At 47.5% G+C, this 25,290-nt stretch carries 21 protein-coding genes; 8 read left to right on the top strand and 13 right to left on the bottom strand.

What is annotated here, in order from left to right; all coding sequences use genetic code 11:
* Positions 1–25 precede the first annotated feature (25 nt).
* The 3 genes from FHW36_RS16700 to FHW36_RS16690 form a co-directional block, all read right to left on the bottom strand.
* The gene (locus FHW36_RS16700) at positions 26–1,162 is read right to left on the bottom strand and encodes a FecR family protein (RefSeq protein WP_145670703.1); all 1,137 of its coding nucleotides are present in this window, start codon (positions 1,160–1,162) and stop codon (positions 26–28) included.
* Positions 1,163–1,211: 49 nt separating this feature from the next.
* Positions 1,212–1,745, bottom strand: coding sequence for an RNA polymerase sigma-70 factor (locus FHW36_RS16695; RefSeq protein WP_186452487.1), 534 nt, complete (start codon positions 1,743–1,745; stop codon positions 1,212–1,214).
* Between the two features lie 83 nt (positions 1,746–1,828).
* Positions 1,829–3,898 (bottom strand): carboxy terminal-processing peptidase, encoded by a 2,070-nt coding sequence (locus FHW36_RS16690; RefSeq protein ID WP_145670701.1) that lies wholly within the window; start codon positions 3,896–3,898, stop codon positions 1,829–1,831.
* 195 nt (positions 3,899–4,093) lie between these two features.
* Between FHW36_RS16690 and FHW36_RS16685 the strand changes: the two genes are divergently transcribed.
* A complete protein-coding gene (locus FHW36_RS16685; RefSeq protein WP_145670700.1) occupies positions 4,094–4,384 on the top strand; it encodes a DUF1905 domain-containing protein in 291 nt (96 codons plus the stop codon).
* A 26-nt stretch (positions 4,385–4,410) separates the two neighbouring features.
* Here FHW36_RS16685 and FHW36_RS16680 read toward each other — a convergent pair whose 3' ends face one another.
* Positions 4,411–4,821 (bottom strand): winged helix-turn-helix transcriptional regulator, encoded by a 411-nt coding sequence (locus FHW36_RS16680; RefSeq protein WP_145670699.1) that lies wholly within the window; start codon positions 4,819–4,821, stop codon positions 4,411–4,413.
* Between the two features lie 77 nt (positions 4,822–4,898).
* Here FHW36_RS16680 and FHW36_RS16675 point away from each other — a divergent pair, with 77 nt between their 5' ends.
* From FHW36_RS16675 to FHW36_RS16665, 3 genes are all read left to right on the top strand, one after another.
* Positions 4,899–5,792, top strand: a complete 894-nt coding sequence (locus FHW36_RS16675; protein ID WP_145670698.1) for an SDR family oxidoreductase — start codon at positions 4,899–4,901, stop codon at positions 5,790–5,792.
* 106 nt (positions 5,793–5,898) lie between these two features.
* Positions 5,899–6,240: a YciI family protein gene (locus tag FHW36_RS16670; protein ID WP_145670697.1), complete on the top strand. Its 342-nt coding sequence runs from the start codon at positions 5,899–5,901 to the stop codon at positions 6,238–6,240.
* A 121-nt stretch (positions 6,241–6,361) separates the two neighbouring features.
* Complete coding sequence (locus tag FHW36_RS16665; protein WP_145670696.1) at positions 6,362–7,594, top strand: RNA polymerase sigma factor; 1,233 nt, start codon at positions 6,362–6,364, stop codon at positions 7,592–7,594.
* Positions 7,595–7,602: 8 nt separating this feature from the next.
* Here FHW36_RS16665 and FHW36_RS16660 read toward each other — a convergent pair whose 3' ends face one another.
* The 6 genes from FHW36_RS16660 to FHW36_RS16635 all read right to left on the bottom strand — a co-directional run bounded on the left by FHW36_RS16660 (position 7,603) and on the right by FHW36_RS16635 (position 14,918).
* Positions 7,603–8,775 carry an acyltransferase family protein gene (locus FHW36_RS16660; protein WP_145670695.1) on the bottom strand — a complete coding sequence of 391 codons (1,173 nt, stop codon included), beginning with the start codon at positions 8,773–8,775 and terminating at the stop codon, positions 7,603–7,605.
* 17 nt (positions 8,776–8,792) lie between these two features.
* A complete protein-coding gene (locus FHW36_RS16655; protein ID WP_145670694.1) occupies positions 8,793–9,668 on the bottom strand; it encodes an ATP-grasp domain-containing protein in 876 nt (291 codons plus the stop codon).
* Between the two features lie 85 nt (positions 9,669–9,753).
* On the bottom strand, positions 9,754–10,446 hold the full coding sequence (locus FHW36_RS16650; RefSeq protein WP_145670693.1) for a basic secretory protein-like protein: 693 nt from the start codon (positions 10,444–10,446) through the stop codon (positions 9,754–9,756).
* Positions 10,447–10,569: 123 nt separating this feature from the next.
* Entirely contained in the window at positions 10,570–12,135 is a 1,566-nt protein-coding gene (locus FHW36_RS16645) for a DUF6770 family protein (RefSeq protein WP_145670692.1), read from the bottom strand.
* Positions 12,136–12,168: 33 nt separating this feature from the next.
* Entirely contained in the window at positions 12,169–13,620 is a 1,452-nt protein-coding gene (locus FHW36_RS16640) for a M48 family metalloprotease (RefSeq protein WP_145670691.1), read from the bottom strand.
* 221 nt (positions 13,621–13,841) lie between these two features.
* The gene (locus tag FHW36_RS16635; RefSeq protein WP_145670690.1) at positions 13,842–14,918 is read right to left on the bottom strand and encodes an alkene reductase; all 1,077 of its coding nucleotides are present in this window, start codon (positions 14,916–14,918) and stop codon (positions 13,842–13,844) included.
* A 91-nt stretch (positions 14,919–15,009) separates the two neighbouring features.
* On the opposite strand from FHW36_RS16635, the gene FHW36_RS16630 reads away from it, so the two are divergent.
* The 3 genes from FHW36_RS16630 to FHW36_RS16620 all read left to right on the top strand — a co-directional run bounded on the left by FHW36_RS16630 (position 15,010) and on the right by FHW36_RS16620 (position 18,563).
* The gene (locus FHW36_RS16630) at positions 15,010–15,558 is read left to right on the top strand and encodes a GNAT family N-acetyltransferase (RefSeq protein WP_145670689.1); all 549 of its coding nucleotides are present in this window, start codon (positions 15,010–15,012) and stop codon (positions 15,556–15,558) included.
* An 11-nt stretch (positions 15,559–15,569) separates the two neighbouring features.
* A complete protein-coding gene (locus FHW36_RS16625) occupies positions 15,570–16,040 on the top strand; it encodes an SRPBCC family protein (RefSeq protein WP_145670688.1) in 471 nt (156 codons plus the stop codon).
* Positions 16,041–16,181: 141 nt separating this feature from the next.
* On the top strand, positions 16,182–18,563 hold the full coding sequence (locus FHW36_RS16620; protein WP_145670687.1) for an ABC transporter permease: 2,382 nt from the start codon (positions 16,182–16,184) through the stop codon (positions 18,561–18,563).
* A gap of 72 nt (positions 18,564–18,635) precedes the next feature.
* On the opposite strand, the gene FHW36_RS16615 is transcribed toward FHW36_RS16620, so the two are convergent.
* Complete coding sequence (locus FHW36_RS16615) at positions 18,636–19,433, bottom strand: DUF4382 domain-containing protein (RefSeq protein ID WP_145670686.1); 798 nt, start codon at positions 19,431–19,433, stop codon at positions 18,636–18,638.
* A 136-nt stretch (positions 19,434–19,569) separates the two neighbouring features.
* Here FHW36_RS16615 and FHW36_RS16610 point away from each other — a divergent pair, with 136 nt between their 5' ends.
* The gene (locus FHW36_RS16610) at positions 19,570–20,013 is read left to right on the top strand and encodes an SRPBCC family protein (protein ID WP_186452486.1); all 444 of its coding nucleotides are present in this window, start codon (positions 19,570–19,572) and stop codon (positions 20,011–20,013) included.
* Between the two features lie 54 nt (positions 20,014–20,067).
* Here the strand turns inward: FHW36_RS16610 and FHW36_RS16605 are convergent, their stop codons facing one another.
* Positions 20,068–21,756, bottom strand: a complete 1,689-nt coding sequence (locus tag FHW36_RS16605) for a SusD/RagB family nutrient-binding outer membrane lipoprotein (protein ID WP_222429100.1) — start codon at positions 21,754–21,756, stop codon at positions 20,068–20,070.
* Between the two features lie 22 nt (positions 21,757–21,778).
* Complete coding sequence (locus FHW36_RS16600) at positions 21,779–25,216, bottom strand: SusC/RagA family TonB-linked outer membrane protein (protein WP_145670684.1); 3,438 nt, start codon at positions 25,214–25,216, stop codon at positions 21,779–21,781.
* Positions 25,217–25,290: the final 74 nt, after the last annotated feature.

Here is a 25,290-nt window from a genome sequence, read left to right as displayed (position 1 = left end):
TGTAGTGTTTCTACCCGATTTTTTTTCATTTTCCTGTTTGCCCGGAACGTCTTACATAAATGGTTCTGCCCTGTACCCGGAATTTAACATCGCCGTTGGTGAGACTGATACGATCCAGCACCTGCTGCAGATCTTCCGGCGTACGCATGTCCAGTGTAAAACTTAATTTTTCCAATGATGCATCTTCAAACTTAAATTCGTAATCGAAGCTACGCCCAAGGCTGTTCAAAATGGTTGATAAACTTGTTTCTTCGAAATAAATATCGCCGTCTTTCCAGGCTGTAAAGATTCTGGTATCTACTGTCTGTTGTTGTAATGTCTTCGTTTGACTGTTATAGATAGACTGTTGCCCGGGTGATAACACCACATTTTGTCCATCCGCTACGGTACTTACCTTACCGGATGTAAGGGTGGTTTGTATACTCACTGTATAGGTGTTTACATTGAAAGCGGTACCCAATACATTGATGGCCACCCCCTTTGCATGTACGATGAAAGGTTGCTGCGGATTAGCAGCCACTTCAAAGAACGCCTCTCCTTTCACCTGTACTTCCCGCTTAAGTCCATTGAAGCCAGAAGGATATACTAATTCTGATTCGGCATTTACACAAACTTTAGTACCATCGCTCAATACTACCCGGATGGTATTTCCCCGGGGTACTACCAGGGTATCCTGTTGTGGCGTGGCGGCTCCATTACTACCCTCATATATCACTTCGCTGTTATTAGCCCTGATAGCGGTACCATTCACATTTTGTACAGCGGTACCGGCACTATCCAGCGTCATTATCTTTCCGTTAGATAAGTGGATCTGTGGCCGTACAGACGGTTTCAAATCCGCTTTGGCCATCAGGCCGGAGGATTTGCCTGTAGAACGGTGATGTTGCCACCACCATCCTGTTCCTGCTACCAGTGCTGTTACGGCAGCCGCTACAGCTACTCTTTTTCTCCAGCTTACTTTCAGTGGCCGGTTGTCGCGTGCTGCTACAAACCGTTGCCACCCTTCTTCTGTCGGGAACTTGTCTGCCGATTGCACCCGGCTCTTCATCTCACTGGCTGCCCGTAACATGGCCTGCTCCTCTTCATTCAGAGAGGCAGTATCCGCATTTTCCAATGCATCCAGTAGTTTGTCCCAATTTATGTCCTTGCCTGGTGTATCCATAACGATCTGTATTAAAGGCAACCGCGTTTTAAAAAAGGGTGAAGGGAAATCAGTATTTATCTAAAAAAAATAAAAATGAGATATAAATGATCATCCACTCGCACTCCTTTCTCAGGTATTGGTAAGCTAGTTTAATTTGTGTTTTAACAGTATTAACAGAGATATTCAGCTGGTCGGCAATGTCTTTATACTTAAGGTCATCGCGGTTGCTGAGTAAAAAAATGCGTTGGCGCTGTACGGGTAAACGGCCGATAGCCGCCCATAGGGCGGCATTTCGTGTTTCTTCAAGTTCTTTGTCATCTTCCGGAGGCGGTAGCCCATCATCCACAAAACTGGATGGATCATTGAAAATGACTTTACCCTTTTTTTTCAGGTAGTTCAGGCAAGCATTACGTACGGCGCGGGCGGCATAACTTTTAAAATTTTGCGTAATCTGGATCATAAAGCGCTTGTCCCAAAAATAGAGGAAAAAGTCCTGGACAATATCCTTGGCCGCGTCTTCATCTCCTACTACATAGTAAGCGGTAGCGCATAAAAAAGAATAATGACTGCGGAATAACTCCTCAAACGCAGCCGGCTCCATCGAATTTGGTTGATACATATCCCCTTGGCACCCTCCGTATATTTATCAACGCAAAATAGGCTAAAATCCCGAAAAATTCCGGGCTATTTCCCTATCATATCCGTCAGGATGTCTACTGTTCCGGCCAGGTACCTGTCCTTCGTATAGCTATTCATCCATTCCTGGTATTTGGCCAGGTTGTCCGGTGTTGCTTCTTTTATAGAGGTGCCTTTTATAGTTAGTTGTTTATCGGCAGGCAATTTTACGGCCTTGTCAATAGCGTCGTTATACAACTGGATTTCGCTCAATTGCTGCTTAAACGTATTTTTCTCCAGGCTGTATACCGGCGCATCATGCGCCCGCAGCCACTCTACATCGCGTTTTACCACGTTGAATGCGCTGTCGCGGTTAATGCGATCCTGCGCAGCAACCGCCACTTTCTTCAACGCCGCTTCATCGGGATACGGTATATAGTAGGCCTTTTCAATGGTATCGGCTACCAGCGCACTTTCATTGTCACGCTCCTTTATCTTCGCATAAGCCCTGCGGCTGGGGAAAATAACATCGGGCGTTACGCCATTCAGCTGGGTTGTATGCCCATTAATACGGTAAAATTTCCTGATGGTCAACGCCAGGCTACCATAACTGACATCGGGAATTCCTTTGGCAGCATCACCCAGCTTACCCATTGGATAAGTAGCCTGCATGGTACCCTTTCCGTAGGAAGATGGGCTCCCTACTATAATGCCCCGGCGATAATCCTGTATGGCGGCAGAAAAAATTTCAGAGGCAGAAGCGCTGCCTTCATCTACCATTACTGCCAGTGGTCCTTCATACAGCGGCTTATCGCCGTTCTGAATAGGATAGCTCCCTATCCGTGTACGGTCTTTTTCCAGTACCACCGGCCCTGTTTTCACAAACAAACCAGTCATCGCTACTACCTGGTCCAGCGAACCACCTGGATTTCCCCGCAGGTCTACGATGATGCCGTTTACCTCCTGCTGTTTTAGTTTCTCCACTTCGGCGGCCACATCTATGGCACAACGCGCGCCATCGGTCCGGGTCTGATCCAGGTAAAATTCCGACAACTGGATGTAACCGATCTTCCTGGCGCCGGCTATAATCACGGCACTTTTCGCAGCATTACCATCTTCCTTGATCTCTCCCCGCTTTACGGTTACCTCTTTCTCTACTCCCGTGCTTTTACGTACCAACAATTTCAGCGCAGAATTATTCTCCCCCCGGATCATCTTCGATACCTCTACAATACTCATCCCGGTAATGTCTATCATGGCGCCCGTTTCATCGCTCAAGCTGAGGATATGGTCTTCCGCCTGCAGTAATCCGCTCTGAGCGGCGGTGCCTCCGGGCATCACCCGCTTGATCACCACATCGCCCTCTTTAGAGGTAAGCTCCAGCCCTAACCCGTAATAACGGTGCGTCATCATCGACTCCCGTAAGCTTGCATCTACCGGCGCCATATAGTTGGTATGCGGATCCATCTCCAGGGTAATCGTATTCATATAAGCACTGAAACGATCATCTGAAGCAGTGTTGCTGAGGAGACTCTTAAACAGCCCATCAGTAGACATCAACACGGATTTCCGGGCTTCTTTTTCAGCGACTGCGTCAGATTTACTTTTATCCTTCTGTTGTATCTCCAGCATTTTCTTCAACACCTGATACTTCAGGCTTTTACGCCATACTTCCCGGCGGGCGGCTTCATCCGCAGGATAGACGGCATTGCTGCGATCGGGCTGTATGGTTTCCTTCACCTTAAAATTCATCGGTTGCGCCAGGATGGTACGGTATATCTCCTGCAATTCCCGCAAACGCTGCATAGACAAGGAATAGATGGCATTGAAATATTCCAGGGAAGGATTTGCCAGCTCATCATCTATCAACGTTTCATATTTGCGCAACGCATCTACATCGGATTGCAACAGGGTGTTTTTATTGGCATCCAGTGCCTGTAAGTACTTCTTCCAGATGATACGGGAAAACTGGTCGTCTAACGCTTTGGGAGCATAGTGCTCATTATTGATACGCTTCATCACCAGGCGTATCACATTTTTCCTGTTCACTTCCTTGTCGTCATCCGGAGTGTTGTTTGCATAAGCAGTCAACCCCACCGCCAGCAGCGGTAGAAAGCGCCAGTATTTAGCCATTGTCATATTACAATAATTACATTTTTTGTAAATATTACCAGTACTGCTGGTAACGATGCTGCTATTAAGGCAATACAACCGCAAAAAAGGGTGAAGGAAATAAAAATGGATTGTCGCAATTACCCCGGTTAAAGTCAGTTTCAGCCATCCTCCAATCCGGCAAATGGAAATACCTTTATAGTATGATAAATGCTATCAGCTATGACAATCATTGCAACAAAGGGACCGCTGCATCAGCAATTTAAAGCGGTATTACAAAAAAGTCCCGCCAAAGGGGGCTGGACTTACCTGGTATGGCCCGAATCGGTATCTTTCTTCGGTACCCGGGGATTGGTAAAAGTAAAGGGCACTATTAACCAGCAACCCTTTCAGAGCGCTTTTATGGCGCTGGGAAATGGTACGCATAAACTACCAGTTAAAGCTGATATCTGTAAAGAGATAAAAAAGAAAGCAGGCGACACGGTTATCGTGGTCCTGGAAGAGCGGCTATAAGCAGACAACGCCGCTCGCATCAACGTTTAGGCATTATCGTTAGCACCGGGGAAATTTTTCAAATTCCGGCGAAACACGGCGCCATGTTCTTTGCTATCATCTACCGCCCAAACCGCCATGGCATACAGCACCGGTTTTAATCGCATGCCTGTTTTGGTTAAACTGTAGGTTACATGCGGTGGCACCACCGGCATGGCTTTGCGCTGTACCAGCCCATCGGCCTCCAGCTGCTTCAACTGCTGTATCAGCACCTTTTCTGTAATAGCAGGAATAGCCCTTCTTACATCACTATATCGTTTGCTGCCCGATAGCAGCTGGAACAAAATAATAGGCTTCCAGTAACCACCAATTTTCTCCATCACATAGGTAACCGGGCATTCTTCAAAGGCGGATCGCTTATTTTCCTGGATGGTGGATTGTTCTTTTATACGTGCCATTTTTATACATACTTTAGGGTAAGTACTTGTACAAAAGTAAGTACTCTTTTACTTTTGTGCAAGTAAAATTTATAACCATGAACATCACTATTACAGGCTCGCTGGGCAACATCAGTAAACCACTGACAGAACAATTGATCGCTAAAGGACACCGGGTAACCGTAGTAAGTCACAGTCCCGAAAGAGCAACTGCTATTGAAGCATTGCAGGCACTTCCCGCTATTGGCGCTATAGAAGATGCCACCTTTTTACGCCGCGCCTTTGAAGGGGCCGATGCCGTATATCTCATGATACCTCCGGGTTACGCCGCAACTGATATCCACGCCTATATGAAGGCAGCCGGCGACCGCTATGCCACTGCTATCGCCCAGGCCGGCGTTAAATACGTAGTAAACCTCAGCAGCATTGGCGCCCATACGCCCGATGGCGCAGGTCCCGCTGGTGCTAACTATCATATCGAACAACAGTTAAATGCGCTGACCGGCATACAAGTATTGCATCTTCGCCCCGGTATGTTCTATAGCAATTTCCTGGGCAGTATCCCCATGATCAGGCACCAACGGATCATTGGCAATAACTTCGATGCAACTACACCGGTTGTACTATCTCATCCGGCAGATATTGCAGCGGTAGCTGCCACCGCATTGGATACGCTCAACTTCAGCGGTAAAGAAATCCGCTATGTAGCCAGTGACGAAAAAACCGGCGCCGAAATAGCTGCGCTGCTGGGCGCCGCAGCCGGACAACCCGACCTCACCTGGGTACACTTCCCCGACGAAGCCCTGCTGGCAGGATTAATAGCATCCGGGTTATCAGAACAAATGGCGAAAGTATACGTGGTAGAAATCGGCGTTGCGCTGAGAGATGGCTCCCTGCTCACGGACTACCGTCAACAGGAAAAAATCACTTTCGGACCTACCAGCTTTGCAGATTTTGCCCGGGAATTTGGAGAGATTTACAAAAACAACTAAATTAATTTCAGCACGCTATACTTATTATTAAATAAAATGCGTTTATCCTGTCCATACCAGGTCCATTGAGTTGTTATTAGGCAAATAACAATTAAAACTTAGCATCATGAAAGACTTCTTATTTGTGTACCGTTCAGACTTCAGCAACCGGCCCCAAACATCACCGGAAGAAATGCAGGCCAATACCAAACGTTGGATGGACTGGATCGGCACCATTGCTGCACAGAACAAACTGACCGACCGCGGCAACCGCCTCGATCTCAATGGTAAAGTACTCCGTCCCAATAATATGGTGACCGATGGTCCCTATACGGAAATCAAAGAATCGCTGGCCGGCTATTCCATTGTGAAAGCGAGTTCACTGGAAGAAGCGCTGGAACTGGCTAAAGGCTGCCCTATCCTCGCCGCAGGAGGTAATGTAGAAGTGAGGGAAATCAGCGTCATGTAAGATACATAAAAGCGCGAAGCAGCAAAGCAGCAAGGAAAATCTTCTTTGCGGCTTTGCTGCGTTGCTACGTTTTGTACCACATTGATTTGAAAAACCTACTTTTGAGCAAGCCCCTTATGTCATGGATGAAAGAGAGCTCATACCGCACCTGTTCAGAACGGAATACAGCAAGATAACCGCTGTATTGTGCAGGCTGTTTGGCTTTGAACAGATAGAGACCGCCGAAGATATTGCCAGCGATACTTTTTTATCAGCCTCTGAATTATGGGGACTGAAAGGATTACCGGAACACCCTGTGGCGTGGTTATATACCGTGGCAAAAAACAAAGCTAAAAATTACCTGAAGCACCAGGCTGTCTTCCAACAGAAAATTACCCCACAACTTAAGCACCAGCCAACGGGAACGGATATACCGGAAATTGACCTGTCGCCCCAAAACATCCACGACAGCCAGTTACAGATGATCTTTGCCATCTGCCATCCGGCAATTACGGCGGAAGCACAGATAGGCCTCGCCTTGCGCATCCTCTGCGGATTTGGCATCAACGAAATTGCAGATGCTTTTTTAACCAACCGGGAAACCATTGCCAAACGGCTGCAACGGGCCAAAGACAAACTCAGAACGGCAGATGTAGCCCTTATCTTTCCCCCGCCCTCCGAAATAGACAAGCGGCTGGAAACAGTACTCAAAACATTATATCTCCTTTTCAATGAAGGTTATTATTCCAGCAGTCACGATAATACGCTGCGGAAAGAACTGTGTTTTGAAGCGATGCGCCTCACAAAGCTGCTGCTGGATAACCCCGCCACCAACCAGCCCGCAGTCAATGCCTTACTGGCCCTGATGAGCTTTCATGCCTCCAGATTTGATGCCCGCATCGATAACGCCGGGGAAATTGTATTGTATGCCGACCAGGATCCCAATCTATGGAACCATGCCCTGATCCAACAGGGGGAACACTTTCTGAATATCGCGTCTGAAGGAGATAAATTATCCAGGTACCACCTGGAGGCCGGCATTGCCTGGTGGCATACCATCAAAGCCGACACAAAAGAAAAATGGGAATGTATCCTGCAATTATATAATCACCTGCTGCAACTGGAGTATTCTCCTATGGCGGCGTTGAATCGGACCTATGCCCTTTCGAAAGCCAATGGAAAAGAAGAAGCCATTGCCGCAGCAGAAAAACTGGCGCTGGACCATCTTCACCTGTACCAGCTATTAATGGGAGAATTGTACCAGGAATTGTCGCCTGCCAAAGCCAGGGCACATTTTGAAAAGGCGCTGCAACTGGCTGCTTCCGCGGCCGATAAAAAAATTATTGAAGCCCGCCTGCGCGGCTGCACCGACTGATCATAGGATTATTTATCCTGCCATTCCATCTGGGGGACCACTGCCGGCTGCCTGTGCGCCTTCCTGTTTGCCAGCACTTTTTTCCGGAGCCGTAACATAGGCTGCTCTACTGCCAGGTGTATCATCCAGGCCACTCCTATCGCTATCACCACACATAATAGCATCATCAGCGTACCCTCCCGCGCCATCCCGGTTTTAGCCAGCCATGGTTGCACCAGGTGTATCACGCCCTTATGCGATAGATACAACACAAAAGATACCTTGGCTATCACGGCGGTAATGCGGTTATTACGGTACAGGATACACGAAGGACTTACCGCAGCTATTACCAGTAACCCATACCCCAGCGCTACTACCGGGAACCCGAAGATAGACGCGCCAAAACTACTTTGTGTATCGCATAGGTACCAGGCCCCAGTCAGCACCAACAGCCCTGCCAGCAACCACGCATTGCCATATTGGGTAATACGCACCTGGATGGCCGGACGAAAAGTAAACAAAGCAGCAATAGCCACCCCTGCCAACAAGCCATCCAGGCGGGTATAGGTGGGGTAATACATATTCATATACCAATACATCCAGGCGTCATCCTGCCCCGCATGCGGCGCAATCAACTGGTACCAGCAAAACAGGCGGATCACAAATCCCGCCATGAACATGGCGAATAATAACCATCCTCCCGCCTGCACCCTTTTTGTACGAATCAATAAAAACAGGGCAAACGGAAACAGCAAATAAAAATGCTCTTCCACACAAAGCGACCACACATGCGAGAAGGTACCAAACACCTTCAGATTGAGCCCAAAGTTTTGGGTAAAGGTCAGGTACCGCCATAATGGCAACAAGGTTTCCCGCTCCCAGAATGCCGGTACCAGGAAGTAAATGCTTAGTATCAGCAGGTACGGAGGAATGATCCTGAAAAAACGTTTGATAAAAAACTCAGGGAAAGAAACCGGCTTCCCTTGCGCCATGGTGACAAACAGCTGCGAGGAAATCAGGTAACCGCTCAATACAAAAAACAGGTCCACGCCCGACCAGCCGAAATGTATCACGTCATCTAACCAGGCGGGATGTCCAAACATCCGGTAATGATACAGCAACACCATTAAAATGGCCAGCGCCCGTAAGTGATCCAGCCCATGCAGTTGCTTCGATGCCGGGATAGCAGTTTCCGTGCTCATATCTATCCGATAAATACTTAGTTGAGTAATTGTATTCTTTGCAATAGCGCCTGGTAATAGTTTTCCAGGCCATCGGGATGTGTTTCGAGGAACAAGTAAGGCTCTATCAGCTCCAGTTCCATCAGTACCAGTTCGCCTTTCGACATCACGCCATCAACCCTGGCGTAGAGTGTTTGCGGCGCGAATTGCGTTACAAACTTAGCGGCAGCAGTTACCTGCGCATCCGTGGCAGCGGCAATATGTGTGCTGCCGCCATGGTATTGCTGTACGCGGAAGTCGCCGGCCTTGGGCACTTTGAGCAGGCTATGACTATATTTTCCATTGAAGAAAAGGAACGACCACTCTCCTTCTTTAATCTCCTCCATGAAAGGCTGAATGATATAACTTTCATCCCGGAGCCATTCATGCACCTGCGCTTCCTGTTGCCCGATACTGCCTGGCTGCAATACCAGTGTATTTTTAGCGCCGGCGCTGACACAGGGCTTCAGGATCAGTTTATCTGCCTGTAGCTGCGCAAAGAAGCCAGCCAGTGCAGGTGTGGTGCCTCTTTCCAGGAACAGGGAAGGAATTACCGGCAGCCCCGCTGCCGAAATCTCTTCCAGGTAATGTTTATCACTGTTCCAGCGGATGATGTCATAAGGATTCAACAAAGCTACTCCGGCGGCTTGCAGCTCATGAAGCCATTGTTGGAACCCCGCAAATTTTTCATGATAATCCCAGGGCGATTTGATAATGGCCAGGTCAAAAGCTGTCCAATTCACCTGCGGATCATTCCAGACCACCGGGGTAATATCCAGTCCGCGCGCTTTCAGGAAAGCCAGTAATGTTGCGTCTTCGTCGTGTGCAGTGGCATATTTTTCCTGCACAAGGTATCCTACATAAGCAATCTTCATACTCTACAAAATGATTAGCGAAGATTAAATGTATATAATTACCTGTCAAGCAACGAAATCTTTTTATGAATGATCGCCGCCCTGGTTACAAGGCAGGATTCGCGCTATACGCCGCCCATAATTCATCGAGCGATTTACCGGTTTGTTCTTTCCAGATGCCCCCGGTATAAGTATGGTCCCTTAAGCTTTTATCCAGGACTTTCACTATTCCCGGTTGTACGCTTTTCTCCAGCCAGGCGAGGAAACGTGCGGTAATACGATAGCTGTTGCTGTAGTGCTGCTTTTCGTTATAAGCAGGTAAAGCCCAGTGTGCGCCGGTATTGTCAACACCAAACTTGTACCGTACGTAGTCGGCAATACCTTCTGTTAACCATCCGGGTCCACGGCTGTTGCCATAGTTCTGTACAATGTGCATCACCTCATGGGTCACCACATCAATATCGGTAGGCTGTTTCAGCATCCAGGCAGGGTTATAGGTCACCACGCCGTTGGCGGTAGCGGCTACGCCATCGTAACGCGGGTCTATCTTAAACACCACTTTCTTCAATGTTTCCGGGTTGTAGGCAGCGGCCAGCTTAGGATATACCTCGAAAAAAGTATTGATCATCCTTTCCTGTACATCCTTACCGGTGTTGACAAAGGCAGGATCTTCATTGATAAAGATGAGGGTATATCCTCCCCGGGTAAGGGAGTCGCGACGGATAATGTCTGACGCAGCAGCCGTGTGGCTGGTATATAAACCAGCAGCTAATAAGGCGGTCGTAAGTAAAGCTTTCATGGGTATTTGTTATTTGCAAAATCGTTATAGCAAAATACAGTTTAAATTGGATATATGCTATAGGGAGCACAAAAAAGCCTTCAAACCGTTGGTCTGAAGGCTTTAAAAACAGGCAGGGAACCGTTAAATAGCCTCTATAGAATATTTAGTAGAACGTTCTTTCTTATCATACTCGGCCACCATAATATGTCCTTCTTTGGCGGGGTATATCATGGTAGAAATATGATCCTTCACCCGTGGAATAGTACGGGTCACTTTTTTCTGGTCTACACAGTAGAAGGTAATGTTTTTATTTTCGGTAATGATCAGGTGTGTTAATTTGGTTTCGGGAGAAGTAACTGTATAATATGTCTTATTATCAGTCAGCAACAGGTTGAAACGTCCGGGATAGGAGTTGCTGTGCGCGGAAGGAATGCTGTTTTCGAAGGTCAGCTTTCCATCGGCCGATTGCTTCAGCAGCAGGGCATCATAGGCCCTCATTCTCCGTGTACCGAAATTGGTCAGCAGGAAAGTGGGCACAAAAATAGTAGGCGCAGTCAACACCTCTGCGATGACCATACCCGGGTTGATGCCACGTTTAATCGCGGAACCGGTAAAATAGGTATTCCCGTAATAGTCCTTGAAGGAAGGACCATTCAGCATATAGGATTTATTGGCCAGCAGCCGGCCTTTGGAATTGGCGATACGTGTGGTATCGTTCGATTTCCAGTAATTGTAAATGGGCTGCGTGGTTTGCTTATCGTGATCAATATTGATGGTAAATACACCAAGATAAGCGCCTTTGCTGATCAGTCTCGCCGATCCATACTCCTTGCCTCTCCGGGGATTGATAATTTTACCGGCGATAAAAGGCTTACCGGTATTGGGATCATTCATGAAAGACAATACGCTCAATTGGTTTCCTTTTTTATCTTTCAGGAAGTATTTATTAAAAGATGTACTGTCGTCCAGGTTAAAGCCAAAAGCCATATACCCCCCTTCTACCATCTCGTGTTTTTTCTTAACGAGAAAATAGGCTGCATGACCGGAAATAAGCATATCATAATCGCCATCATCCATTCCTACTCTTTTCTGCCAGGTTTGGCGACCGGTGGTATCGTATACCAGGAGATATTTTCCGCGGTTATCCCCGTAAAAACAGGCAAAGCCTTTACCGGGAATATTCTGCACGCGGAAAGGCTCTTTCAATCCCCCATTGCCGATTACCAGCTGCCCTGTCCGGAACTCATGGTCCAGGTCTACACTTACCTTGATGGTATTAGACCGGAGAATCTTTCCATTCAGGTTAATAAACTGGGTGAAAATAGCCATGTATCCTTTGGCTATGGCCGCTTTAATTTCTTTCCGCTTTTTTATTTCATGTCCCAGCAGGTTACTCTTCATATAAGAAAGGCAGAGCACATCCTGTTCGAATGCCACAGAACGCAGGTCTAGCTTCAATTCCCTGAAATTCACCAACCCGATATCGTTCAGGTTTTCATCCATGATAGTGATCCGGTAGTTGAAGGAGTCCTTATCAGCTTTTTCCAGCTCTGTAAAAAGGAGATAACCTACCAGGGTACCATCCTGGAAGATAGTGCGCATGCGGGAAGAGATACCCTCTCCCACTTCTTTAAATACTTTGGTTTGGGCCTTGCTGCTTCCGGCTACCAGGAGGAGCAGCAACCATGCTACGAGTGTACGCTTCATACGGAATGTATTAGGGATATTGCAGGTTAATAATTATTTTTTGGCGAACGGCATCGCATACTCGCAGTACAGGCTGTTGGCATGCGCCGTGGTAAATGCTTTTGCGGCCTTTTGTTCTTCACTGTTTTCCCCCGCGGTAATCAGGTTACCGATGAAAGATTTAAACGCCTGTTCCGGCGCCGGCATACCGCTCCAGAATGCGGCCAGTTGCATGCTCTTGTAATACGCTTCCAGCTTCTCTCTCGGCATCTGTTCAAACATGGTTTGCAGCTCGTAGTAGTTTTTAGAGATATATTCTTTGGGCGTTACCCGGATAGCATTGAACCGGCTGAGTTTTTTGTCGGCGAAAAAAAGTCCTGAAACCACGTTGTTAAACATAAAGTCGTACCACGGGTCTTTGTTGCCTTTATCTTTCTGCAATAAAATGCGGTACATACACGCGGTGAGGTTACCGTTGCAATAGATATTCCATACCATCATTTTCATGGCCTTGTCCTGTATACTTACTGGCACTGGGGTAAACCGGGCGCTCGCGTCCTGGTAAGCCTTGTTCTTATTGTATCGTTCTTCGCAATCAGGATGCGTTTTCAAAGAGTCCTCCAGGCCTGTGGTAGTCACAAAGTTGTAGTTCTTGGCAGATAATCCTTTGCTACGCTTTACCATCCAGGCATCTTCCAGCTGGAGGCGATACGGCGCAAAATAGTCTTTCAGCGGCTGTTTCAGCGGTTGGCGGTATTGCAGGTCGGCGCTATCGAGACGCATGAAGAAAGACGCGTCCACGGGGATATGGCTGTTCTTCAACAATACGATGGCCAGCGAATCGGCGTCGCCCTCATGATAACGCTGGTGCTTGCTCCGGTCAAACGAGTAACCCTGGAAAACCTTTTTCAGGCGGGTAAGCCGTTCGTATTTGGAATCCAATACGGCGTCGAGCGATTTCTTATACTCATCGGATGTGAGCCACTCTGCGCGTTTCTTCATGCCGTTTTCCGGGTGCAGCAGGATGTTATGCGCCAGCTCGTGTGCCAGTACCAGGGCCAATTCCTCCCTGGTTTTGATAAATGCCAGCAGGCCTACATTCACAGCCAACGTGCGGCTTCCTATTGCATACGCATTCACGGAGGAACTACGGTCTATCATCAGCAATAACGGCTGCTGGATCAACTGGCTATTCGATTTCACCAGCTGGTCCACTACGCCAGATACATAGCCGTATAACTCCGGCTCATATACGTAACCGTCTTCCTCGATCGCATTGACGACAAAATCTGTCCGCCCATTCCAGATCTCCTTATATTGTTTTTGCGTTTCTTTCTCTTTATAAACTGCAGGGCATACCCAGGCTTTTTTCAAAGAGTCTTTCTGCCGCTCATAGCGGATATGCGACAGATCCTGGTAACTATACAAACTATTGTTTTGGGCAGATATAACGGTGTGAGTCAACAGCCACGCTGTTGTAGCTAACAGTAATTTACTAGGTGACATATAAACGTAGGTACGGGATTTTACGGGCTAAAGATAGATATTTTTATTATTTATAATTAAAATTAAACAACAGACTTATCTTGTTAACCACACCTGGCTACCTATTTTCACCATTAGTAAAGCCCTTCCTGGGTAACATATGCCGGCGAAGGCGTGAAGCCTGGTTATGCTTCACGCCTTCGTTTAAAACAACTATTTCCCCGACAACAGCGTCCTGGCAATTACTTCTTCCAGAATGGATAATCCGTATAGCCATGCTCGTTACCTCCATAAAACGTGCTGGCATCTGGCGTATTAAGCGGCGCGCCGGCGGCAAAACGCGCCGGCAGATCAGGATTGGCCAGCGCTAATGCACCAAAGGAAACCAGTTGGGCGCGGCCACTTTCCACTTCCTGCTCTGCGCGCTGTTGGTTGTATCCCCCATTGGCAATTACAGTATGTACCGTTAAGCCTCCAAACGCACTGATCACATCTTTGGGCCAATAGGCGGCATCTACGGTCGACAGTGGCTGCATAAAATGCAGGTACGCCAGTGGCAAAGGATTCAAAGCCCCGACCAGGTAGCCATACAAGGCTAACGGATTGCTTTCCGTGATATCGTACCGGTCGGTAGAAGGAGATAATTTAATTCCTACCCTTCCCGGACCACACACCTGTACCATGGCGTCCATAGCTTCCAGAATAAAGCGGCAACGGTTTTCAACCCCTCCTCCATATTCGTCATCACGGGTGTTAACACCATCTGCCAGGAACTGGTTAGGCAGGTAACCATTGGCCGCATTGAGTTCTATGCCATCAAATCCTGCGTCCATGGCTCTTTCTGCGGCATCCTGGTAATCGCGGATAATGGCGCCTATTTCTGCAGTGGTGAGTGCACGGGGAACTTCAAAATCTTTCAACCCGGTTTTTGTAAATATCTGCTGCCCCCGGATAGCGATCGCTGAAGGCGCTACCATAACGCCGCCATCTTTGGCGGATGAATGCCCTGCCCTGCCCGAATGCCAAAGCTGCGCAAATATCAATCCGCCTGCGTCATGTACCCGGTCTGTAATCCCGCGCCACGACTCCACCTGCGCCTCGTTATAAATGCCAGGTATCATCGGGTAGCCTATTGCATCCGCAGAAATAGCAATGGCTTCGGAAATCAGTAAGCCCATAGTGGCCCGCTGATGATAATACTCAGCTGCCAATGCGCCTGCCAATCCTTCCGCAGTAAGCCGGTTGCGCGTCATAGGCGCCATCACTACCCGGTTGCGTAACGTAAACGGTCCGAGTTGATAGGTCTCCAATAGTTTCATCTCTTAAAAATTTAAAATGGTAAATACACTAACACCATGACGAACGACTTTACCACATGGGGACAAAACATGTACTTTTGTTTTAAAAAAAATGGAGACAACGAGTATAGAAACGTCACGGTTGCTGCTTCGGAAATTTACCGTACCCGTTTACCAGTATCTCTTCCAAAACTCATCAGATACAGCAGCGATGGAACAACTGGGTCTGCATAACCAGGAGGAATTGCAGGCAGAGAAAAGAAAAGTGGAGGGAGGACTTACCGGTTTCAACAGATCATTTTTGGTATTCCAATTGTACCTGAAAGCGGAACAGCGGGTCATTGGCAGGTGCGGCTTTCACACCTGGTACCTGGAGCATCGCAGGGCTGAAATCGGGTATGCGCTGACGGATTTATCGCTGCAATCCAAGGGACTGATGACAGAAGCCCTGCTCCCCATTATAAAGTTCGGATTCGAAGACATGGGCCTCAACCGGATCGAGGCATTTGTAGGACCTGAAAATACGCCCTCGCTGTTATTATTGCAAAAACTGGGATTTACGAGAGAAGGATTACTGAGAGAGCATTATATGAAAAACGGTCAGCTGGAAGATTCGGTTGTTTTTTCATTGCTGCGCAAGGAATATAAAAGCCCAATATAAAAACACCACGTATGTCACTATCCACCCATTCTTCGGAAACAAGCAGGATCATAAAAGCCCCGCGGGAAGCGGTTTACAACGCGTTTATTGACCCTATAGCGGTAGCCGCCTGGCTGGCGCCCGATAATATGCGCGCTGAGATACATCATTTTGATGCCAGGGAAAATGGCATCTTTCGTATGTCGCTCACCTACCTGGATCCGGCACAGTCGCTCCCAGGCAAAACTACCGCTGATAAAGATATGTTCCAGGGGCGGTTTGCCACATTAACCCCCTTTGAAAAGATTGTAGAGATCATTGTATTCGACTCCGCCGATGAAAAATATGCCGGCGAAATGACGATGACCGTCACCCTTGCTGATGTAGCAGACGGCACGTTGGTTAACCTGCACTTCGATAATATCCCACCGGGTATCCGGCCGGAAGATAACGATGAAGGCAGCCGGCAATCGCTGCGAAAGCTGGCCACCCTGTTGGAGTAGCTCCTGTTCATCATCGAACGGATGCTGTACTGAAAACGAACAAAATATAAATAATACATATATATAACTTTCTCACCTGCTATAGTTATATAATGGCACATTATTGTGTGTCCGTTGGCGTCATCAACAAATTATTCCCTTATGTATAGCAACTATCTCCAGGTAGCATGGCGGAACCTGACCAGGAACAAAGGTTTTGCTTTCATCAATATTCTTGGCCTTGCCATCGGCATGGCGATAGTCATGTTAATTGGTTTGTGGATCCGGGATGAACTTACCTGGAATAAATCTCTCAAAAACTATAACCACATTACGCAGGTTATACACAACTGGGACAACACCGCGTTTCATACCATTACCACTACCTACTCTATGCCTATCCCGCTGGTAGAAGAGCTGCGGTCGAAGTATGGCGGTGATTTCAGTCATATTGCCTTATACAAGCCAAGCGTTGCCCGCATACTTGCCTATGGCGATAAAAAATTAAGCCAGAATGGGTGGTTTGCAGAGCCGGAGATGACAGACATACTGGCCCCAACGATGATAGCAGGTCCTTTACACGGGCTTACGGAAACCAATAGCATCATGCTCAGTAAAACCCTGGCCAGGTCATTTTTTGGGGACACGGACCCGATCAATAAAATGATCAACGTAGATAATAAAAAGAACCTGAAGGTAACCGGCGTGTTTGAAGACTTCCCCGCCAACAGTCATCTGCAGGATGTACATTACCTTATTTCCTGGGCCTACCTCGTAGCCGACCAGGGCTGGGTGAAAGAAGCTTATGATCAGTGGAATAACAACTCCTTTTTTATACTGGCGCAGCTGAGCGATAAAGCAGATCTCAACAAAGTATCCGCTACTGTAAAAGGTGCCCTGAAGGGAAAACCCGACAGGAACGATAACCCCGAAGTACTGTTGCACCCTATGAGTAAATGGCACCTGTATGATACCTTCACCAATGGTAAGAATACCGGTGGCAATATCCGTTACGTATGGATCTTTGGCGCCATCGGCATTTTTGTGCTGATATTAGCCTGCATTAATTTTATGAACCTGAATACCGCCCGTTCCCAGAAAAGGGCCAGGGAAATAGGCGTGCGCAAGGCGATCGGCTCCGGAAGACATCAGCTGATGCGGCAGTTCCTGGGAGAAGCCTTATTGGTAGCTTTCCTATCCTTACTGCTGGCCGTATTGTTGGTACAACTGGCGCTTCCCTTTTTTAACACCCTTGCCAGCAAAGTTATTGGTATACCCTGGCAAACGCCCAGTTTTTGGGGCAGTATCGCGGGTTTAACATTGCTCACCGGTTTGCTGGCAGGCAGTTATCCGGCCTTTTATCTTTCTTCCCTCAATACGCTCCGGGTACTCAAAGGCACCTTCAAGGCCGGCCGGGCGGCTGCACTTCCCCGCAAAGTATTAGTGGTAGTGCAGTTTGCCGTATCCGTTGCATTGATCATTGGTACTACCATTATCTACCTGCAAATACAACATGCTAAAAACCGGCCCCCGGGCTTCGACCGCAATGGCCTGATTAATGTTAGCATGGTTACACCGGATCTCTACGGAAAGTATAATACGCTGCGCCAGGACCTCCTCGCTTCCGGCGCAGTGATAAATATGGCTGCCGCGTCTAATCCATCTACCGACATTTTCGCTCACTTCATTGGCTTTAAGTGGCCGGGGAAAGACCCGGGCATCAGCCCCATTTTTTCCGTATCCTGGATCAGCCATGACTTCGGAAAAACAGTCAACTGGCAATTTGCCGCCGGGCGCGACTTTTCCAGGGAATATGCTACCGACACAACAGGCATGATACTCAATGAAAGCGCAGTAGCTTTCATGGGATTGAAAGACCCGGTAGGCACCCACATTAAATTCAATGACGCCGACTTTCATGTTGTTGGCGTGATAAAAAATCCAGTGATGGAATCTCCTTTCGCCACGCCGGCGCCAACCATTTTCATGATGGACTACGGCAATGTGACTGAAATTACCATCCGGCTCAATCCCACCATGGGTACACCTGCGGCATTGGATAAGATAGCCGGCATTTTCCGGAAGTACAGTCCCGCGGTGCCTTTTAACTACACCTTTGCCGACGATGATTACGCCCGGAAATTTTCCGCTGAAGACCGCATCAGTAAGCTGTCCGCTTTCTTTGCGGTATTTGCGATATTCATCAGCTGCCTCGGTATTTTCGGACTGGCATCCTTTATGGCGGAACAACGCACCAAAGAAATCGGTATCCGGAAAGTACTGGGCGCTTCTGTGGTGAGTTTATGGGGACTGTTATCGAGAGAGTTCCTCTTGCTGCCATTATTGTCTTTCTGCGTAGCGATGCCTATCGCCGGTTACGTGATGCACAACTGGCTGAAAGGGTACGAATATCGTATAGACCTTTCCGTGTGGATCTTTACAGGAACAGCCTTTGCCACCTTGTTTATTACATTAAGTACCGTTAGCTTCCAGGCAATCAGGGCAGCGCTGTCTAACCCGGTTAACAGTTTACGGGCAGATTGATACCAGGCATAGATAAAAAAACCGTGATCCCTGTTTACAAGGATCACGGTGCATAACATCATTTCTTAAAACTTAGTGCAACTGCACGGTGCCCACATTGGCCACCTGTCCTACGGTTACATTTACGCCTAACAGCGTCGTATCTTTTACGATCGTGTTGCCGCTAAAGGCTACATTGTAAGCGCCTGCATTTAAGCCAGACAGCAGGAAAGCGCCGGTAGCTGCATCCGGAATGGCAGATGCGACCGTGTCTGTATTCTGGATCGCAAATACACCTTTTACGCCCAACAGCGGTAATGCAACTCCCTTAATAGCACCACTGGTAGCCTGTGTATAACTTCTGATCACAGGTTTCAGGATGTACTTGTTGTTGCCGGTAACTACCACGGAACGATTTGCATCGAAGTCGAGCCACAACCGGTATTCTACTCCTGCTACCAGGGTAGCATTGATGTTCAGCTTCAGACCAGATTGCTGAGCAGATGGTGTTTCCAGCGGATGTGAAGTACCACCGATTACCACGCTGTTGTTGGAACCCAGCACCAGCCTGATTTGATTAATCGTTCCTGCAGGCAGGTCCTGTGACGCCAGCAAAGTATCTACTCCATTTCTAAATTGCAGCAGGTTATAAACTCCTGGTCTTAAGATGTGAATAGATTGCCAACCGGTGGAAGCAGAAGCATCAGTAGATGCATTTACCTGTACATCCTGGATATCCACCCATACTGCATCGTAAGGAGAAGGTGCATCCGTCAGGTATACGCTCATTTTACTATTACCGGAAGAACTATCACTGCTTTTGCTGCAGGAAGTTAATGAAAATGCGGTGACAGCCATCAGCGCTAAAGCCCCTAAGATTTGGTTTTTCATGACAATTGTAGGTTTGTTTACAAACTCATCTTATCAAGATTGGTGCCATATTATAAAAAATGTAATATTTACTCTTTTTTTCATCTTTAAAATCAGATTAAAAGCTAAATTACCTGACTTTAAACGCGCTATTGAAATGAACTACTTATTCTCCGACCAGGTGACCGTTGCTGCCACTCCTGCTAATGTATGGGGGGTTTTAACCGATACCGCAAATATGAAGAACTGGATGGGAGAACCGGATATGCAACTGGAAATAACGACTACCTGGGAGGTAAATACTCCTTTTATCATCCGTGGTTTTCATCACGTCCGTTTTGAAAATAAGGGCATCATCGTTGCTTATGAAACGCAGAAAAGACTGAGTTACAGCCATTTCAGCTCCGTATCCAGGTTACCTGACCTGCCCGAAAACTATTCCGTCCTCGATTTCCGGCTTACGCCTGCCGCTGATCAAACCATCCTTCAGCTGCGCATTGATAACTTTCCGACGGAAACTATTTTCAAACATTTACAGTTTTATTGGAGAACGACATTGGTCAAAATAAAACAGGCCACGGAGGGCAGCCTTCATTCATAAAACAAAAGCACCGGTACAAGTACCAGTGCTTTTACGGGGAGAAAATATAATTGTTTACTGTCCTTTACCAAAGTTGGGGGCTGGTTTGTCGTACCATACCCGCTGGGTGCTCAGGGTATTGATATCCTGTGCGTTAGGCGTAAATCCCTGGTCGGTCATGGCGTTGTTCCAGTTGGTGCGATTTACTTCTCCCGGATCCAATAACCAGAAACGCCTTGGGATGGTTTCATTAGACACCTCCCTTGAATAATACGCGGAGCCCAGTTTGGGATAGCCGGTACGGCGGCAAAAAACAAAGGCTTCATTAGGCGTACGCAGATAATTCAGGTAGGCCTGGATATAAATTCTTTCCAGGTCGTTGGTGCCATTGAGTTTTACCAGGCTATTGTTGAGATAAGCCTGTATCAGTGCACTTCCATCACCGGTAAAGGCGGTAGTAGAACCTGCATTCCCGGCTATTTCATTCATCGTAACAATACTGGCAGTAATCCCTTTGATGTACCAGGCGTTGGCATTACCTTTTGTATCTACACCGCCGGCATATCCTTTCTGGATAAACTCGGCCACGAGCAAACAAGACTCTGCACAGGTTACCGGTACATCTTCAAAATTACCGGTAGCGCCATTGAGCTTAGGCGAAAAGAACCTCCTGTTCAATGGCGAAATCAGGAAATATTTATTGGGCCCTACCGGGAGGCTGTTACTCAAAAAAGTAGCTTTTACCGGATCGGTGGTCCAGTCGGCCGGACCTCCCTGGAAATTGATCAAGGGATCATTCAGGTCGATAAAAGCTGGCGCCGTAACGCCATATTTGGTCAGGGAATCCTTGAAACCAACAGGGATATCATTTTTATCAAAATAGATGGGTAACCGCGGATCGCTGCTATTCTTCAGGAACATCATAATAGAATTGGTCGCGTACCTGCGGCTGCGATAATCAATATCACCACCAGTTCCAAAAGGAGTATATATTGGATTCATATACCTGGGCTGTGCCCCCACTACATCGATTGGCCCGGTGCCATCTTGCATTACCTGTTGAAATACCTGTTTGGTTTTAGCATTGTCTACATTTTCTAACCTTGCGGCTATACGGAGTTTTAAGGTATTGGCCAGCTTTACCCAGTTAGTCCAGTTACTCTGGTAGAAGATATCAGAATTCCCGTAGTCTGCCTGGTTAGCCAGGCTATTGTCAGATAGCACCTTGATCGCATTATCCAGCTCTGACAACCAGGTATTGAATAATGTTTGCTGGTTATCATATACCGGGTTATACTTGGTCTGGTATCGTCCTTCTATGGCTTCGGTATAAGGGACGGAGCCATTGACATCCGTTACCTTAATACCATGCAGTGCCTGTAGCACATAGGTCACCGCCTTTATTTTCTGGTACCTGTCTTTATCCTGTTTGAGATCTGCCTGGCGCCGGATTTCAAACAGGTTGGGCAGTATCTGCAAATAGTAATTATTGTATCGCGTATTTACGTTATTGGTGATTTCGTATGGGCTGGCCGTTACATGCTGTGTGTATCGCAACAGCTGCTCCATGCTTTCCCATACCCATTCCGTTCCCTGGTAGGTAATCATCTTATCTTCCGAATAGCTGAGCAGGTACTTTACGTCCGGGTTGGTGACTACACTTGGATTGGTATTAATATCTCCGAAGTTCTTGGTACAGGAATGCACCCCTCCTAACAAAAGCATGCCCGCAGCGGCTATATATATATTTGTTATCTTTTTCATAGCTAATCAGTTTATATTTTATTTAGAAGCCCACTCTGATGGTTCCTGCAATAGACCGTACCATTGGCAGGAAACCCTCTTCACCGGAAAATGCCGTGTTGTTAGAGTTGTTGGAGGCCGGGTTGTAGTTAAATGGCAAGCTGTTATAGAGATAAAGCAAATCACGTCCTACCACTGCCAGGCTGAGGTTATTGAGGTGTAGCTTTTCGCAGATCTTCGGTGAGAAGCGATAAGACAGTGACACCTGCCGCAGGGAGATCCATGAATTCTTTTTAATCCAGTAATCAGCTACGCCGGTAGAAGAAGAGCCATAGCGATAATAGAATTGCGGTGCATGTGTAGGTTCTACATATCCCTTGTTATAAGCTTCCTGGTAAGACATACCACCTACGTCTACCTGGCTGCCGTTGGGCTGCGTTACCATTTGTCCTTTGGCAAAAACGCCGTCGGGGATAAGGCCGTCATCATAGGTCTGGTTATCATATTTGCTGGTCCAGGTAATACCACCATGGCTGGCGTCGCGGCCTGCCAGGGTATTGGGGAATACGCCGGTATGGGTGCCATAGCGGTAAGTCAGCAGCACAAAGTCGCCTCCGAATTTAGCATCCAGCAGTACGCCCAGGCTGAAGTTCTTATAGCGGAATGTGTTTTCCCAACCGCCGCGGAATTTGGCGTTGATGTCGCCCACATCCTGCAAGGTGTTGCTACGGGCCGGGAAAGCTGCCCGCGCGTCTGAACGCCAGGCCAGTATTGGCTTGCCGTTATTGGGGCTCGCAATGGGATTACCATTGGCATCTGTAGCCTGGTAAGGCGAGGAGTGAATGGTAGTGCGCAGGGTACCGTAGGATTTTCCTACAATAGCCCAGGTACTTATTTCACCTATGTTAGCGCCCAGGTCATATTCATTACGTCCGGCATACAGGTCTACGATGAGATTACGGTTACGGGAGTAGTTGAAACTGGTATTCCACTCAAAATTCTTGGTTTGCACGGGCGTGCCGGTTATCATCAGTTCTATACCCTTGTTCTGGATATTTCCTGCGTTGATGATAATCCCTTCCAGGCCTGTTTCCGGCGGCGTGCCGATACTGATAATCTGGTTTTTCGTGTTGTCCTGGTACAGGGAGATATCAAACCCGATTCGGTTTTTCAGGAAACGCATTTCCGCGCCTATTTCCTTGGCAATCTTCCTTTCAGGTTTCAGGTTGGGTACGAGCGCAATGAACTTACCGGTAAGCGGATCCGGGTACCGGGTATAGGTAGAAATCGGGTAGTCGGTGGTATTGCTGTTGGTATAACCGTTAAACGCAAAACCCGGGTTGATACCAAACGGATCCGTATCCTTTCCGAGTGCGGCTATGTTGGCTCTTAGCTTACCATAGCTAATCCAGTCCGGCAACTTGAAGGTTTCTGAAAATAGCCAGGACAAACTGACAGCCGGATAGTTGTAAAAATTATTACCGGTTCCATTTGTATAAGTCAATGCAGAGGACCAGTCGCCGCGCCAGGTAGCCAGGAGGAACAGCTGGTTTTTAAATGCGAGATCGGCGCTGGCATATAATGAGTTGAATGCTTTCCGGCTTTTCACACCTCCTTCTGTAAAGGGTGTTTGTACGGAGTTGGCGATGAAGTAATTCCCCGGATAGCTCAATCCTCCACGGGTTTCGCTATAGTTATAGGTAGTATTATAACGTTGTGTTTCACCGCCGATATATCCATTTAACTCCAGGTCTTTAGTAAGGTTCTTGTTGACCATCAGCATCCATTTCAGGAAATAACTTTCCTTGGAAGTATGTCCCAGTCCATACAAGCCACCGGTAAAGTCATGTCCCTGCCCCAGTTCTTTATTTTCATTGCGGAGATACAGGTTATTGACGTTTCCTTCCAGCTGCAATTTGGCCCATGGATTCAGGGTAGCGGTTAAGGCAATACGTCCCCTTATATTCTGTTCATCCTGGATATAGCTGTTTTCAAATAAATTAAACCAAAAGCGTGATTCAGGCGCCTTGTTTGGTTCCGCAGGATCTCCGGGATTGGGGGTACCTCCGAATACGCTCACGTATTTATCGCGCTGCATCCAGTACTTTGTATCATAGTTACGTGGCAGCACCCAGGAAAACAGTTTACCGAAGTTATAGGAAGCAAAGGCATCCAGGCCACCCAGGCGGGGAGGATTTTTACCGTTAAAAACGGTGTAGTTGGCGCTTACATCTGCGGTGATCCATTTATTGATATTATGTGTGACGCGAAGGTCAAAAGCATTTTTAACCATGGAGTTCATGCGTACAATACCGTCGCTTTGATCGCGGGTATACGACAGGCGGAAGGTAGATTTATCATTTCCTCCGTCCATAGCGATATTGGTGGCATAGCCACGACCGGTCTGGAAGGCATCCAGGAAATTATGCGGTTGGGCCACATAGCGGGTAGTGGTTCCGTCGTAGTTGGTTACCTCCTGTCCTGTAAATTTAGGGCCCCAGTTTTCGAGTTCCCGGCCTACCTGCCGGTCGATATAAGGCTTCCCGGTGGCCGGGTCTATCGGAAATACCTTGGTTCTCCAGGCATCTTCTGGTTTATAGTTCTGATCGCGGTTATCGGTAAAGAAGGCACCGACAGTACCTCCGCCATATTCATTCTGAAAATCGGGGCCAGAATAAGGTTTAAATACGTTGTATGATTGGGTCACGTTAACGCCTATCCCTTTCTGTGCCTTTCCTTTTTTGGTGGTAATCAATATTACCCCGTTGATAGCACGGGAGCCATAAAGTGCGGCGGCAGCAGAGCCTTTCAGGACAGACACGCTCTCAAAATCCTCCATATTGAGGTTTTTAAGATCGTTCCCGAAATCGCGGCCGGTACCGCTGAAGGTATTGTTATCCATGATCACGCCATCAATCACGAAAATGGGCTGGTTGTTGTTACCCAATGTAGAGTTACCCCGGATCAGGATTTTGGTGCTGCCGAACAATCCACCGGCGCCCTGGTCGATCTGCACCCCGGCCACCTTGCCTTGTAATGCATTGACAGGGTTAATTTCATTGGTAACAGCCAGCTCCTCCCCTTTGAGTTCTGTTACCGAGTACCCGAGTTTTTTCTTTTCCTTCCTAACACCTAAAGCCGTTACCACCAACTCACCCAATTGTTTGTTGTCTTCTACCAGGGTGATGTTGATAATGCTTCTTCCGCCTACCGGTGTTTCCTGTTTTATATAACCAACGGCGCTAAACGTGAGGGTGGCGTCTGCAGCCGCCTGTATGGTATAATTACCATTGAGATCTGTAGCAGTCCCCCTGGTAGTATTGCCTTTGATAAGGACCGTAACACCCGGGACAGGCACGTTACCAGGACCGGTAACCTTACCTATAATCTTCGTTTGTTGTGCATTTACTGTAATAGACAGACTAAGTAGCAGGCATGATAGTATCATGTAGCCTATACAGGTAGGGAGCTGTTTCCACATACATCTGGTGTTTAATTAATGTTAGAGAATTACTGGTTGATAATTGCTAAAAATGGTGCATCCTACAATAACGA

The sequence above is a fragment of the Chitinophaga polysaccharea genome, assembly GCF_007829335.1.
GTDB lineage: Bacteria > Bacteroidota > Bacteroidia > Chitinophagales > Chitinophagaceae > Chitinophaga > Chitinophaga polysaccharea_B.
This window is presented reverse-complemented; position numbering and strand designations above follow the sequence as displayed.

Coding starts and splice junctions, on each gene's coding strand:
- FHW36_RS16700 (WP_145670703.1), bottom strand. CDS start 1,162: ATGGATACACCAGGCAAGGACATAAATTGGGACAAACTACTGGATGCA.
- FHW36_RS16695 (WP_186452487.1), bottom strand. CDS start 1,745: ATGGAGCCGGCTGCGTTTGAGGAGTTATTCCGCAGTCATTATTCTTTT.
- FHW36_RS16690 (WP_145670701.1), bottom strand. CDS start 3,898: ATGACAATGGCTAAATACTGGCGCTTTCTACCGCTGCTGGCGGTGGGG.
- FHW36_RS16685 (WP_145670700.1), top strand. CDS start 4,094: ATGACAATCATTGCAACAAAGGGACCGCTGCATCAGCAATTTAAAGCG.
- FHW36_RS16680 (WP_145670699.1), bottom strand. CDS start 4,821: ATGGCACGTATAAAAGAACAATCCACCATCCAGGAAAATAAGCGATCC.
- FHW36_RS16675 (WP_145670698.1), top strand. CDS start 4,899: ATGAACATCACTATTACAGGCTCGCTGGGCAACATCAGTAAACCACTG.
- FHW36_RS16670 (WP_145670697.1), top strand. CDS start 5,899: ATGAAAGACTTCTTATTTGTGTACCGTTCAGACTTCAGCAACCGGCCC.
- FHW36_RS16665 (WP_145670696.1), top strand. CDS start 6,362: ATGGATGAAAGAGAGCTCATACCGCACCTGTTCAGAACGGAATACAGC.
- FHW36_RS16660 (WP_145670695.1), bottom strand. CDS start 8,775: ATGAGCACGGAAACTGCTATCCCGGCATCGAAGCAACTGCATGGGCTG.
- FHW36_RS16655 (WP_145670694.1), bottom strand. CDS start 9,668: ATGAAGATTGCTTATGTAGGATACCTTGTGCAGGAAAAATATGCCACT.
- FHW36_RS16650 (WP_145670693.1), bottom strand. CDS start 10,446: ATGAAAGCTTTACTTACGACCGCCTTATTAGCTGCTGGTTTATATACC.
- FHW36_RS16645 (WP_145670692.1), bottom strand. CDS start 12,135: ATGAAGCGTACACTCGTAGCATGGTTGCTGCTCCTCCTGGTAGCCGGA.
- FHW36_RS16640 (WP_145670691.1), bottom strand. CDS start 13,620: ATGTCACCTAGTAAATTACTGTTAGCTACAACAGCGTGGCTGTTGACT.
- FHW36_RS16635 (WP_145670690.1), bottom strand. CDS start 14,918: ATGAAACTATTGGAGACCTATCAACTCGGACCGTTTACGTTACGCAAC.
- FHW36_RS16630 (WP_145670689.1), top strand. CDS start 15,010: ATGGAGACAACGAGTATAGAAACGTCACGGTTGCTGCTTCGGAAATTT.
- FHW36_RS16625 (WP_145670688.1), top strand. CDS start 15,570: ATGTCACTATCCACCCATTCTTCGGAAACAAGCAGGATCATAAAAGCC.
- FHW36_RS16620 (WP_145670687.1), top strand. CDS start 16,182: ATGTATAGCAACTATCTCCAGGTAGCATGGCGGAACCTGACCAGGAAC.
- FHW36_RS16615 (WP_145670686.1), bottom strand. CDS start 19,433: ATGAAAAACCAAATCTTAGGGGCTTTAGCGCTGATGGCTGTCACCGCA.
- FHW36_RS16610 (WP_186452486.1), top strand. CDS start 19,570: ATGAACTACTTATTCTCCGACCAGGTGACCGTTGCTGCCACTCCTGCT.
- FHW36_RS16605 (WP_222429100.1), bottom strand. CDS start 21,756: ATGAAAAAGATAACAAATATATATATAGCCGCTGCGGGCATGCTTTTG.
- FHW36_RS16600 (WP_145670684.1), bottom strand. CDS start 25,216: ATGTGGAAACAGCTCCCTACCTGTATAGGCTACATGATACTATCATGC.